We start from the raw sequence: 13,215 nt of genomic DNA, 5'->3' as shown, positions 1-13,215 counted from the left end.
CAAGGGGGAGGGAGTCCGCACGAGAGCCTGAACAGGCGTGGAAACCGAAAGGCCCTCCGGGCTTCTTCCCCCGATACACCTTCTTTGGCTGTGTGGCGAAAGTGCGCGATTGTGCCGGTCCTGGCCTATTGCCGCACGAGAGAAATGAGCTGCCAGACCAGAACGACGCGCACAAGAATGCACGTGCCCCATGCTGCGGACCCGCGCATTCCGCGACGGAACACCGTCGTCCATCCAATGGCCACCAAGAGGACAGACAGAGTAAATATCCCCCAGGAAATGGTGAGCCATGGCGTGGAAGGGTCCGCGAGGAGCCTGATGGCGGCCAATGGCGCGAGAGTCAGAAGGGGCAGCGCCCACGCGCCTTCGGTGATGGCCCGGGGGGGCTTACTGTCGGTCATCCTTGATGCTCCATCGTTTCCTTGGCCTCACGCGGGTGGGGTCCACCTGGGCGAACCCCACCCACGCCACTCACTCGGTCAGATCACTCGGTCAGAGAGTGCGAGTGAAAGAGTCCCCTGATCGGCTGTCGTCAGTGGAGGGCGTTGTAGATGTCAAGGAGCGTCAGACCCGGGGTGATGGCCCTCAGCGGGGCCTTCTGCCACCAGGACAGGGCGTCGTGCCACTCCTTGAACTTCGTGTACGTGCCCGCGATGGCCCTGGCGAAGCCGGCGACCCTGCTGAAGGCGGCCCTGATGGCGCTCCAGCTGATGCGGGTCTCCGCGCGCTCACCACTGGCAATCGCGTTCAGCGCGGTCCGCTCGGCGGCCGTGAGGTCGACTGCCAGCGGGCTCGCCAGCAGGCTGCGTGCGGCCTGCTGGGCCTCGACCTGCTGCGTGACCGAGACGGTCTGAGGCGTGGCTGCACGGGCCTCGGAGGCCTGGGCCAGGCCGGCGGCCCCGCCGAGAGTGACGGCGGTGACGGCCGAAACCGCCGCCATTCGCAGAGTATTGCGATTCATTCGAATTACACCTTGCCTTGCGTCGTCGCAAGGGGGCGGAGCCCATGTGGGCGACCTGCACAGGCGTGGAAACCGAAAGGTCCCCCCGGACTTCTTTCCCCCGATTACAGAACTTCTTCCGGATTCCTCACGGTCAATGGGGAATCCGATGATGCTTGGCCACTCGGTCTTCGAGTGCCCGGCACGCCTGCACACTATCTTCAAATCGATCACTTGACCACCATGTGGACTGCTCGGCCGTCATGGAATTGGCCAACAGGGAGAGCGGGCTCACGTCCGTCCCTGCGGTCGGACCTGCGGAGAAGCCCCTTTGGGGTCACTTTGCCTTCGCATTGCCTGGCTTGAATGAGTCTTCCCCGCTGCTGCGACGACGGGCGCAATTCAGTCATAAGCCCACCTTTGCGGCGGTGGGCGGCGGTGGAGACCTTGGTCGGCGCGATCTCAGGCGGCGAGCCTCTTGAGGCGGGCTACAGCCTCGTCGAGAACGTCTGTCCGTTTGCAGAACGCGAACCGTACGAACGGTGCGCCCTCGTCCCGGTGGTCGTAGAAGACCGCGTTCGGGATGGCGACCACGCCGGCCCGTTGCGGTAGGGCGCGGCAGAAGGCGAAGCCGTCGCCGCCTTCGGACAGCGCGGTGCCGAGGGGGCGGATGTCGGTGGTGATGAAGTACGTGCCCGAGGGGTTGAAGACCTTGAAGCCCGCCTCGGTGAGGCCGGTCGACAGCAGGTCCCGCTTGTGCCGCATGTCCTCGCGGAACGCCTCGAAGTACGTGTCCGGGAGGGACAGCGCCTCCGCCACCGCGTACTGGAACGGGCCGGACGCCACGTACGTCAGGAACTGCTTCGCCGAGCGGACCGCCGTGACCAGGTCCGGTGTGGATGTGACCCAGCCCACTTTCCAACCGGTGAACGAAAACGTCTTCCCGGCGCTCCCGATAGAGACCGTCCGTTCGCGCATCCCGGGGAAGGAGGCCAGCGGCAGATGCCCGGCGTCGTCGAAGACCAGGTGCTCGTACACCTCGTCGGTGACCACCAGCAGGTCGCGCTCCACGGCGAGCTGCGCGATGGCGGTCAGCTCCTCGCGGGTCAGGACCGTGCCCGTCGGGTTGTGCGGGGTGTTGATCAGGAGGAGACGGGTGCGGGGCGTCACCGCAGCCCGCAGCTCGTCCAGGTCAAGGCGGAACGCGCCCTCGTGCGGGCGCAGTGTGACCGGCACCCGCGCGGCGCCCGCCATCGCGATGCACGCCGCGTAGGAGTCGTAGTAGGGCTCCAGGGCGATCACCTCGTCGCCCGGCTCCAGCAGCGCCAGCAGGGTCGCCGCGATGGCCTCCGTCGCGCCCGCCGTCACCAGGACCTCGCGGTCGGGGTCGTAGGAGAGTGCGTACCGGCGCTGCTGGTGCGCGGCGATCGCCGTACGCAGCTCGGGGACGCCCGGACCGGGCGGGTACTGGTTGCCGCGGCCGTCGCGCAGCGCCCGCACGGCAGCCTCGCGAATCTCCTCGGGGCCGTCGGTGTCCGGGAAACCCTGGCCGAGGTTGATCGAGCCGGTGGCGACGGCGAGCGCCGACATCTCGGCGAAGATCGTCGTCCCGAACTCGGCGAGCCGGCGGTTGAGGAAGGGGCGTGCGCTGCTGGTCATGGTCGTCATCCTGCGCCGAAGCTCTGGACTTCCTCAACTCTGCTTTGGCAGGTGAGACGAGCGGGCATCCCCCCGTCACGCAAGACGGCGAGGTGCCCACGGGGGGCCGCCTCGGGGGAACGAAAGGAGGGTGACGTCATGGTCGTAGCCATCATCGCCCTTGTCATCCTGGTGGGCTTGTTCATCGCGGCGAGCGTGCTGACCGCGGTGGTCCGGGCTTCCCGGGGGAGCCGGCAGCGGGTCCAGACGGCGCACTACCGGCGGGGGCGGCGGAGCCGGGGGAGCGACAGCTGGTGGGCCGGGGGAGCGGCGGGCTCCAGCAGTTCCGGTGACTCGGGGAGCAGCTCGTCGTGCGGTTCGAGTTCCTCCTGCGGAGGAAGCTCGTCCTGTGGCGGCGGATCGTCCTGCGGGGGAGGCGGGGGCGGATGCGGTGGAGGCAGCTGACACGGGGCAGCTGAGCTCCGGAGGGGGGAACCGTATCCGGACCGCGGGGTGAGCGCCCGCCGGTACGACGTGCGTACACGTCGTACCGGCGGGCGTTCGTACGCCCGCTTGCGGGCTTCCTTCGCACGCTCGGGCGTACGCCGCGATTGAACAATTGAGCTGTGAAGCCCTCTGAGGGATGGAAACCCCACGAAGTTGGGTAAAAACGCTGTGGCGGCGCCACCGTTCATGATTCCCTCTACATCACCAACACAGCCCCTCGGACGTCCCCTGTCCCTGGACGTTCCTCTGACTGGGCTGATCTTCCGGTGTCGACCCGTGTCGACCGGTGTACACCGGACCCCCACCTCGTTCATCAACACCTCGCTCCTCCACACCTTGCTCGTCCACACCTTGCTCAGCCTGACCTCCCTCCCTTTGCGTGCTAGCGGAGCCGATCCATGCTCACGACCCTGAACACCGCCTACACCGACACGCGCGCGGCCGACCTGGCCTGGGCCCTGGGCCGGGAGCCGTTGCCCGCCCTCGCCACCCTCGACCTCGAACTGGCGGACGCAAAACTCCAGTTGAGACTCCTCGGCGCCTCCCACCAGGTGCTCCTGGAGGAGCGACAGGGCATCTGTTCGGAGACGGTCGCGTGCATCCCGGGTTCCAGCACGCCCCTCCCGCTCGGCGTCGCCAAACGGATCGACGACTGGGAGTACGAGTTCGCTGCGAGAGTCGAGGTTCTGTCGCCGGGATCGTTCGCCGGGCGTGCCCAGGAACTGCTGGCCCTGGTCGCCGACCATCCCCACGGCCTGGCCGGCGTCTTCCCCGGCAGCCCGCACGCCTTCACCGCGATGCTGGCCCAGCGGCACGAGGGGCAGGTGCACTGGCGGACCTGGCACGCCTATCCGCAGGACGGGCAGCTGGTGGCGACCAGGACGCGGGTCGGGGTACGGGTGGCGGCGGCCCTCTGAGGCCTTCCGGGCCACGGACTGCGGGCGGTGACGGACTTCCGCGCGACGGCGGTCTCCTGGGCGACGAGCGGCGGGCGACGAGCGGTGGGCGGCGGCGGATCCGGAGCTTCACACCGGCTTCCTCCGCGTAAACAGAGACCACACGTGTGGGTGACGAAGCGTACCCGGGGTGTGACGTAGCGTTCCCAGCGTGATCGAACCGCAGGTGCCGGCCCCGCCGGGCAGCCCTCCGTCCTGGGGCGGTCCCACGCGGCTGCCCGTCCGGCCCGGCGCCGGCCGGTTCCTGGTCCTCGCCGGTGCCTTCGTCTGTGCGGCCTGCGGACTGGTGTACGAGCTGGAACTCGTCGCGCTCGCCTCGTACCTGATCGGCGACTCGGTCACCCAGGCGTCCGTCGTGCTCTCCGTGATGGTGTTCGCGATGGGCATCGGCTCGCTCGCCGCGAAACGCCTGCGCTGCCGTGCCGCGGCCGGCTTCGCCGCGGTCGAGGCGGCGCTCGCGCTGGTCGGCGGATGCAGCGCGATGGCCCTGTACGCGGTGTTCGCGTGGACCGGCGACTGGGGCGGCCCGTGGGCGAACGGCCCGCGCGTCCTCCTCGTCACCTTCTCCCTCGTCATCGGTCTGCTGATCGGCACCGAGGTGCCGCTGCTCATGGAGCTGATCCAGCGCATCCGCCGCCAGGACGCGGGCGGCGCCGTCGCCGACCTGTTCGCCGCCGACTACGTGGGCGCCCTGGTCGGTGGCCTGGCCTTCCCCTTCCTCCTCCTCCCGTGGCTCGGCCAGCTCACCGGCGCCCTGCTCACCGGCACGGTCAACGCGCTCGTGGGCGGCGCCCTCGTCCTCGGCCTGTTCCGGCGGGACCTCACCCGGCGCGGACGCTGGCTGCTGGTGGTGGCCAACCTGACCGTGATCGGAGTCCTGGCCGCCGCGGCCGTACTCGTCGACGACTTCGAACGCGCCGCCCGGCACGCGATGTACGGCGACGACGTACGCGTGGCGCTGCGGACCGGCGTACAGGAGGTCGTTCTCACGGGCGGCACGGACGGCCGGCCGCTGAACCTGTTCCTGGACGGACGGCTGCGGGTCGGCGGGCGTGACGAGCGGCGTTACGACGAGGCGCTCGTCCACCCCGCGATGGACGGCCCGCACGCGCGCGTGCTCGTCCTCGGCGGCGGCGACGGGCTCGCCACGCGGGAGGTGCTGCGCCACCCGGGCGTACGGCGGGTGGACGTCGTCGCACTCGACGCGGGCGTGGTGTCGCTGGCGCGCCGGGACCCGGCCCTCGCCGCACTGAACGCACACGCGTTCGACGACCCGCGCGTCCATGTCACGACGGCGGACGCCTTCGGGCTGCTGCGCGGCGCGCGGGCCGCGTACGACGTGGTCGTCTCGGATCTGCCGGATCCGGGCATCACGGCGAGTACGAAGCTGTACTCGCAGGAGTTCTACGGGCTGGCGCGGCAGGTGCTGACCGACGGCGGCCGGCTGGTCGTGCACGGCGGGCCGGTCTCCGCCCGGCCGGACGCGTTCTGGACCGTCGAGACGACCATCCGGGCCGCCGGACTGCGGACGGTGCCGTATCGCGTGGCCGGACCGGACCGTACGGGGGCTGGGGCTGGGGTGGGGGCGGTGCGGGCTCCGCAGGACTGGGGGTTCGTGCTGGCGACGGCCAAAGGGCCCGCGCCCCGGCTGCGGGTGGACGGGCCCACCGTGCCTCGGCTGCGGACGCTCACCCAGGCGGGGCTGGCGGCGGACGCGCGGGCTGCGGCGCGTATGCGGGTGGTGGGGCTGCGGGCTTCGACGTTGGTGCATCCGCGTTACTGAGCGGGTGGGCCGCCCGGGTGCGGATCCCGGGGATCCCTTCGGAATCCCCGGATGCACGGGTGCGGTGCGGGCCGTGCTGGGTACCCTCGGGATTTATGGACCATGAGGTGTTCGTTCCGGTTCCGGCGGAGCGGCTGAGGGACGTGCTCGCCGACCCCGCGCGCATCGCCCGGGCGGTCCCCGGACTCCAGCAGGACGCGGGCACCGATCCCGCGGCCACCGGGGTCGCCGGGCGGCTGAAGGTGCGTGTCGGGGGGCACACGATCACGTATCGCGGGTCGCTGCGGGTCGCTGCCGCTGTCGCGGAAGGCCAGGACGACGGGGAGTGGGTCTACCTCGTGGAGGGTGACGCCGTCGAGGTCCGCGGTGGTGGGTCGGTGAAGCTGGCGCTGACGTTGCGGGTGCGGGGGATCGAGGACGGGAGCGGTTCCGCGTTGGTGTTCGGGGGCGCGGTGACCGCGGACGGGCGCGTGGCCGGCCTTCCCCCGGACGCGGTCGCCGCGGCGGGGACGCGGTTGTTGCGGCGGTTCGGGGAGGGCCTGGGGGAGGTTGCCGGGGAGTCGGAAGGGCTGGAGGGCTCGGAGGAGGTCGGGTCGTCCGGGGTGATCGAGGAGCCTCCGGCGGTGGTGGAGATCCCGGTTCCCGACGTCGACGTTCCGCACGATCCTGGCGCGCTCGACGACGGTGTCCTCGGCGAGGGGGAGCAGGTCTCCGAGCGGTTCACGGATGCCGGTGAGCCGCCTGCCGAGGCCGCGCACGCGCGTCGGACGATGATCGGGCGCAGCGCGGAGGAAGTGGACCATGCGCCGCCTCGGGGGCGGTATGCCCCGGTGCCGCCGCCGGAGCAGGTGTCGGGGAACGTCACGTTGAGGTGGGCGGCGCCTGCTGCGGCGTTGGTGGTGGCGTCGGCGATCGTGGTCGGGCGGGTGCTGCGGAAACGGCGCTGATGCGGTGGGGGGCCTCGGCTGCGAACGCGGGGTGAGGAGGCCGGTAGGGTCGACGCGTGAGTAACGCTGAGATCACGCTGGCCGCGGGTGACGCGGAGGTGACCGTGCAGCCGGGGAACGGCGGCCGGGTCGGAGGGCTGCGCGTCGACGGGGTCGAACTGCTGCGGCAGGGAGAGCGGTTCGGCTGCTTTCCGATGGTCCCCTGGTGCGGGCGCACCCGGGACGGACGCTTCTTCGACGGCGGCACCGTACGCCAACTCCCCCTCAACGCCCCGCCGCACGCCATCCACGGCACCGTCCGCGACGGCGCCTGGCGCGTCGCCCGCACCACCGCCGACGAGGCCGTGATCACGTACGACCTCGTGGAGCCCTGGCCCTACGCCGGGCGCGTCACCCAACTCGTCGCGCTGACCCCCGACTCCCTCACGCTCACCATGTCCGTGGAGACGTACGGCGATTCCTTCCCGGCGCAGATCGGCTGGCACCCCTGGTTCAACCGGAACCTCGGCGGGGCGGACGCACCGGCGGAGGTGCAGGTCGCCTTCACGCCCGCATGGCAGGAGGAGCGCGGCGACGACCACCTGCCCACCGGGAAGCGTGTCGACCCGAAGCCCGGCCCCTGGGACGACTGCTTCGGCATGCCCGGCGGTGTCGACGTCACCCTCACCTGGCCGCAGCGCCTGGAGCTGAAGGTGACCAGCCCCGAGGAATGGGTCGTCGTGTACGACGAGCAGGACGCAGCCGTGTGCGTGGAACCGCAGACCGGGCCGCCCAACGGGCTGAACACCCTGCCGCGTCTCGTCACGCCCATCGAGCCCCTGGAAGCCACGATGACGTGGAGCTGGCGAGCCCTCTGACGACCCCGTCTAGGCTGGCTGCCATGAGTGCAGGCATTGACAACGACAACGACGTAGACGTACGCGGCGCGCTGCTGCGGCAGATCAAGGACAAGGCCGTCGTGCACGGCAGGGTGACCCTGTCGTCGGGTCTTGAGGCCGACTACTACATCGACCTCCGCCTCGTCACCCTCGACGGCCAGGCCGCGCCGCTGGTCGGGCAGGTGCTGCTCGACCTGGCGGCCGAGGCGGGGCTCGACTTCGACGCCGTGGGCGGGCTGACGATGGGGGCCGACCCGGTCGGGACGGCCATGATGCACGCCGCCGCAGCTCGCGGGCAGCGCCTCGACGCGTTCGTCGTGCGCAAGGCGGCCAAGGCGCACGGGATGCAGAAGCGTGTCGAGGGGCCGAGCATCGAGGGGCGGCGCGTGCTGGTCGTCGAGGACACGTCCACGACCGGCGACTCGCCGCTCACCGCCGTGGCGGCCGTGCGCGAGGCGGGCGCCGAGGTGGTGGGCGTGGCGACCATCGTCGACCGGGCGACGGGTGCCGCCGAGAAGATCGAGCAGGGCGCCGGGGTGCCGTACCTCTTCGCGTACTCGAAGAGTGACCTGGGCCTGGACTGAGGCCCCGGCCGAGGGCTCGACCGGGTACCGGGCGTCCCACCTGACGAACACCGGACTCAGTACCGGGCGAAACGTCTGGAAAGATGGGGTCGACGATGACGTCGCTTCCCAGGTCTCGCAACCGGGTCTAGGTCAGGGCCGCAGGTACGCAGTACGCCAGATCTTCAGATCGCCAACCCGCACATCACGAGGAGCGGACACATGCCCATCGCAACCCCTGAGGTCTACAGCGAAATGCTTGACCGGGCAAAGGCAGGCAAGTTCGCCTACCCGGCCATCAACGTGACCTCGACCCAGACCCTGCACGCTGCCCTGCGCGGCTTCGCGGAGGCGGAGAGCGACGGCATCATCCAGATCTCGACGGGTGGTGCGGAGTTCCTCGGCGGTCAGTACAGCAAGGAAATGGTCACCGGTTCCGTCGCCCTGGCCGAGTTCGCGCACATCGTCGCCGAGAAGTACCCGGTCACGGTCGCCCTGCACACGGACCACTGCCCCAAGGACAAGCTCGACGGGTACGTACGTCCGCTGCTCGCGGTCTCCGAGGAGCGCGTGAAGGCGGGCCGCAACCCGCTGTTCCAGTCCCACATGTGGGACGGTTCCGCCGAGACCCTCGCCGACAACCTCTCCATCGCGCAGGAGCTGCTGGCCCGCGCCGTCGCCGCGAAGATCATCCTTGAGGTCGAGATCACGCCGACCGGTGGCGAGGAGGACGGTGTCTCGCACGAGATCAACGACTCCCTCTACACCACCGTCGACGACGCCCTACGTACGGTCGAGGCCCTCGGCCTCGGTGAGAAGGGCCGCTACCTGCTGGCCGCGTCCTTCGGCAACGTCCACGGCGTGTACAAGCCGGGCAACGTCGTTCTGCGCCCCGACCTCCTCAAGGAACTGAACGAGGGCGTCGCCGCGAAGTACGGCCGGCCGGCCGGCTCCCAGCCGTTCGACTTCGTCTTCCACGGCGGCTCCGGCTCCTCGGCGGAGGAGATCGCCACCGCGCTGGAGAACGGCGTCGTGAAGATGAACCTCGACACCGACACCCAGTACGCCTTCACGCGTCCCGTCGCCGACCACATGTTCCGCAACTACGACGGCGTCCTGAAGGTCGACGGCGAGGTCGGCTCCAAGTCGACGTACGACCCGCGGACGTGGGGCAAGCTGGCCGAGGCGAGCATGGCCGCGCGAGTCGTCGTGGCCACGCAGGACCTGCGGTCGGCCGGTACGAAGATCAAGTAACCAAGTAACCCGGCTCTCTCCCGAGAGGTGGGTTTCCGCGAGCCCGGCGGCTGTTTCCCGCGCCGGGCTCGCTGTATACCTGGGGGCATGTCGGACGTACGCCTCGCCTCGCCCCAGGGCAGGTGGATCCTCCTCACCACCGTCCTCGGCTCCAGCATGGCCCTGCTGGACTCGACCGTCGTGAACGTCGCGCTGCCACGCATCGGCCGCGACCTCGACGCCGATCTGGCCGCCCTCCAGTGGACGGTCAACGCGTACATGCTGACGCTGGCCGGGCTGATCCTGCTGGGCGGTTCGCTCGGGGACCGGTACGGCCGCCGCAGGGTCTTCGTGGTCGGCGTGGTGTGGTTCGCCGTCGCCTCGCTGCTCTGCGGCCTCGCCCCGAACGCCGGTGTCCTCGTCGCCGCCCGCGCCCTGCAGGGCATCGGCGGCGCGCTCCTCACCCCCGGCTCCCTGGCCATCATCCAGGCCTCCTTCCACGCCGACGACCGGGGGCGGGCGGTCGGTCTGTGGTCCGGCTTCGGGGGCATCGGCGCGGCCGTGGGGCCGTTCCTGGGCGGCTGGCTGGTGGACGGTCCGGGCTGGCGGTGGGTGTTCCTGCTGAACGTGCCGGTGGCGCTGTTCTGCGTCCCCATCGCCGTACGTCATGTTCCCGAGTCCGGCGACGGCCGGGCGGTGCACGGGCGCTTCGACGTCCTCGGCGCGGTCCTGGGGGCCCTGGCGCTCGCTCTGGTGACGTACGCGCTGATCGAGGCCAGGTCCGGTTCCGTGGTCGTGGTCCTCGCGGCGGTGGTGGGGGTCGCGGTGGGGGTGGCCTTCGTGTACGTCGAGCGGCGGCGCGCCCAGGACGCGATGATGCCGCTGGACATCTTCGCCTCGCGCCAGTTCACGGCCGTCAACCTGGTCACCCTGTGCGTCTACGCGGGCCTGGGTGGCTTCTTCTTCCTCTCCGCGCTCCAGTTGCAGGTGGTGGCCGGTTACTCGGCCCTGGGCGCCGGTACGGCCCTGCTGCCGACGACCGCCCTGATGCTGCTGCTGTCGGCGCGCTCGGGGCAGCTGGCGGAGCGGATCGGCCCGCGCGTGCCGCTCACGGTCGGGCCGCTGCTGTGTGCGGCGGGGATGCTGCTGATGCTGCGGGTGGGGCCGGGGGCGTCGTACGTCGCCGATGTGCTGCCCGCCGTGCTGGTGCTCGGGCTGGGCCTGGTGACACTGGTCGCGCCGCTCACGTCGAGCGTGCTGGCGTCGGTGGGGACGGAACGGGCGGGGCTGGCGAGCGGGGTCAACAACGCGGCGGCGCGGGCGGCGGGGTTGGTGGCGGTGGCCGCGTTGCCGCTGGTGACGGGGATGGGGGAGGAGGCGTACCGGTCGGGGACGGCGTTCGACGAGGCGTTCGGGCGGGCGATGGTGGTGTGTGCGGGGGTGTTGGTGGTGGGGTCGGTGCTGGCGTTCGTGACGGTGCGGAGGCCGGAGGTGGGGTGTGCGACCCCGGAGTGCCGGACGCACGGGTGTGTTACGGCTCCGCCGTTGGAAGGGGTGAGTACGGCGGAGGAAGCGGGCACGGTGAAAGGTGACCGCCCTTGATCCCGCCCCCGCCGTCCGGACCCTCGGACGCGCTCCGCCCTACCGCTTCAGCTCGGCGTACGCCTCGGCGCTGCTGTCCTGAAGGAACTGCCAGCAACGCTCCGTCTCGTCCTTCTCGTTGATCTCGCCGGCGGCACGAGCGAGGGCTCCGAGGCAGCGAAGAAACCCGCGGTTGGCCCGGTGGTCCCAGGGGATGGGGCCGTGTCCTTTCCAACCGGCCCGGCGCAGAGCGTCCAGACCGCGGTGATAGCCGGTGCGCGCATAGGCGTACGACTCGATCACTCGCCCCGCCTCGAACGCGTCGTCCGCGAGCGTTGCCCAAGCGAGCGAGAACGTCGGATGCTTCGCCGCGACCTCGGCCGGCGCGAGGGACTCCTCACTGAGCAGGTGATACGCCTCTTCGTTCTCCGGCAGATATGTCGGCTCCGGGCCACCGAGCAGGTTCCTGTGCGTCGTCATGGAAGCAGTCTGCCACTTGGGGACAGTCCTCCGGGGCGCCCGTGGTCAGCGCCGTGCGGGTCGCCGTGCGGGTTCTGCGGTGACCACACCATTCAGCTTGTGATCATGATGTCTCGCTTGGTAGCCAGATCGCATGACCGGGGACGAAACCAGAATCTTTGGCGCGCCGCGACGACGTCAACACAGGCTCTTAGGCTGGGCCATGCGCTTGGCCGGCACCTTCTTGTCAGTCTTGGGCGCGCTGTCCTTCATCGCGGGTGTCAGTCGCACGCGGACAATTCTCTCGCCGTTGGGCGTCACCGAGCCGCTGTGGTACCGCGTGCTGGTTGTGGGAGCGGTCATCGCGTTCGGTGCCGCGTCGCTTCTGGGTGGTCGCAGACTCAGACGACGCGGGCGCCGTCACAGTGTGCCGGTGGTGCGGACGATGGCGGACGCGAAGCGTGGACCCTACGTGTTGTACCTCCGGCCTTTCACATCCGACGTGAAGGGGGCAGCGATGCCGCACGCCTTCAGCCGGTTTCAGCAGGTGGGAGGTTCTCTCGTCAACACCAGCACCCGCACCGTTGAGGAGGGCATCTCCCGTGCCTTCAACAGACTGGCGCGGGTGATTGCCGTCGGCCAGCCGGACGAAGCACTCCCCTTGTTGGGAGCCGCGAGGCTGTATCTGCCCCTGAACGACTGGCAGCCGACGGTGGCCTCCCTCATTGACGACGCCCGAATGGTGCTCCTCGCCGCGGGTACTTCTGAGGGAACCCTGTGGGAGCTGAGGCAGTGTCTGCAGCGCCGTGCGCCGCAGACACTGCTTATTGCGATCTATACGGACAAGAGCGAGTACGACGCGTTTCGGGAAAAGGCCGACGTGATCTTTCAGGAGGAGGCGGACGGGCTGCGGCCCGGGCCCGGTGCGGACCGGCGCCCGACGCGATTGCCTCTCTGCCCGCCGCGCAGTGACTCGCACAGCGTCAAATGGGTGCCACTGCCTCGTGGATACATCCGCTTCGACGCGGACTGGACCCCTCATCTGATCTGGTTCGACCCGACCTCCGTCCGAGGATGGACAGAGGAAGCCCGCCATCGCAGGATGAACCGTGAGCAGTTGGTGCCGTTCATGGAAGTGGTGATCCGTGGACTGGCGGCTGCGGAGGATGCGGCGGATCAGGCTGATGTCGGCCGGTGTGTGACGGTCGCCGGCCTGGAGTCGGCAGTGCGGGCGGCACGTTCCGCCGGTGCGGAGGACCACACCCCACTCGGCCTTCTGCTGTCGGGAACGGGGCGCTTCCTTGCCGTCGGCGAACCGGAGGACAGTGCGGTAGGCGGTCGAGACGCGCGTGACGGTTCTGCTGCGGCGATCACCATGGGTGGCACCACAGATATGGATTCGGATTCGGATACGGATACGAGGCAATTGGCCGCGCAAGCCGGCGGGCAGCAGGCTTTCATGATCGATCTGTCTTTGCTGTCCGTGGAGGAAATCGTGCGGGAAAGGCGGGCCGCGGGCGCCATGGACGCGGATACGTTGCAAGTGGAGTTCAGTCGCGGAGGGCGGTTGCGTGGGGTGTGTCACCACTCTGCCGAGCGGGCAGCCGGGGAGCCCTCTGTCCTGGCTGATGAGGGCAGATCGAGACATTGACGAACATCTCGCGCGTCCGGTGACGGTTGTGGCCCAGGCGCTCGGCCGGTAGTCCCCTGTCTGTACGCATGATCCGCAA

The 13,215-nt window shown here is 69.9% G+C and carries 11 protein-coding genes; 8 read left to right on the top strand and 3 right to left on the bottom strand.

Annotation, left to right across the window (positions count from 1 at the left end; all coding sequences use genetic code 11):
- Window positions 1–532: 532 nt before the first annotated feature.
- Both OHN74_RS19515 and OHN74_RS19510 read right to left on the bottom strand, forming a co-directional pair.
- Window positions 533–961: a hypothetical protein gene (locus OHN74_RS19515; protein WP_327695839.1), complete on the bottom strand. Its 429-nt coding sequence runs from the start codon at window positions 959–961 to the stop codon at window positions 533–535.
- Window positions 962–1,402: 441 nt separating this feature from the next.
- Window positions 1,403–2,608: a pyridoxal phosphate-dependent aminotransferase gene (locus OHN74_RS19510; RefSeq protein ID WP_327695838.1), complete on the bottom strand. Its 1,206-nt coding sequence runs from the start codon at window positions 2,606–2,608 to the stop codon at window positions 1,403–1,405.
- Between the two features lie 875 nt (window positions 2,609–3,483).
- On the opposite strand from OHN74_RS19510, the gene OHN74_RS19505 reads away from it, so the two are divergent.
- The 7 genes from OHN74_RS19505 (at window position 3,484) to OHN74_RS19475 (ending at window position 11,047) form a co-directional block, all read left to right on the top strand.
- Window positions 3,484–4,002 (top strand): DUF2617 family protein, encoded by a 519-nt coding sequence (locus OHN74_RS19505; protein ID WP_327695837.1) that lies wholly within the window; start codon window positions 3,484–3,486, stop codon window positions 4,000–4,002.
- Between the two features lie 190 nt (window positions 4,003–4,192).
- Window positions 4,193–5,824, top strand: a complete 1,632-nt coding sequence (locus tag OHN74_RS19500) for a polyamine aminopropyltransferase (protein ID WP_327695836.1) — start codon at window positions 4,193–4,195, stop codon at window positions 5,822–5,824.
- 95 nt (window positions 5,825–5,919) lie between these two features.
- On the top strand, window positions 5,920–6,771 hold the full coding sequence (locus OHN74_RS19495) for a carbon monoxide dehydrogenase subunit G (protein WP_327695835.1): 852 nt from the start codon (window positions 5,920–5,922) through the stop codon (window positions 6,769–6,771).
- Window positions 6,772–6,827: 56 nt separating this feature from the next.
- Window positions 6,828–7,628 (top strand): aldose epimerase family protein, encoded by an 801-nt coding sequence (locus OHN74_RS19490; protein WP_327695834.1) that lies wholly within the window; start codon window positions 6,828–6,830, stop codon window positions 7,626–7,628.
- Between the two features lie 23 nt (window positions 7,629–7,651).
- Window positions 7,652–8,233, top strand: coding sequence for an orotate phosphoribosyltransferase (gene pyrE / locus OHN74_RS19485; RefSeq protein ID WP_327695833.1), 582 nt, complete (start codon window positions 7,652–7,654; stop codon window positions 8,231–8,233).
- Window positions 8,234–8,434: 201 nt separating this feature from the next.
- Window positions 8,435–9,466 carry a class II fructose-bisphosphate aldolase gene (gene fbaA, locus OHN74_RS19480; protein ID WP_327695832.1) on the top strand — a complete coding sequence of 344 codons (1,032 nt, stop codon included), beginning with the start codon at window positions 8,435–8,437 and terminating at the stop codon, window positions 9,464–9,466.
- Window positions 9,467–9,553: 87 nt separating this feature from the next.
- A complete protein-coding gene (locus tag OHN74_RS19475) occupies window positions 9,554–11,047 on the top strand; it encodes an MFS transporter (protein ID WP_327695831.1) in 1,494 nt (497 codons plus the stop codon).
- Between the two features lie 39 nt (window positions 11,048–11,086).
- Here the strand turns inward: OHN74_RS19475 and OHN74_RS19470 are convergent, their stop codons facing one another.
- A complete protein-coding gene (locus tag OHN74_RS19470; protein ID WP_327695830.1) occupies window positions 11,087–11,506 on the bottom strand; it encodes a DUF3151 domain-containing protein in 420 nt (139 codons plus the stop codon).
- Window positions 11,507–11,639: 133 nt separating this feature from the next.
- On the opposite strand from OHN74_RS19470, the gene OHN74_RS19465 reads away from it, so the two are divergent.
- Window positions 11,640–13,136, top strand: coding sequence for a hypothetical protein (locus OHN74_RS19465; protein ID WP_327695829.1), 1,497 nt, complete (start codon window positions 11,640–11,642; stop codon window positions 13,134–13,136).
- Window positions 13,137–13,215 lie beyond the last annotated feature (79 nt).

The organism is Streptomyces sp. NBC_00459 (assembly GCF_036013955.1).
GTDB lineage: Bacteria > Actinomycetota > Actinomycetes > Streptomycetales > Streptomycetaceae > Streptomyces.
Note: the sequence above shows the minus strand (reverse complement) of the source record. Positions and strands in the feature narration are given on the sequence as shown.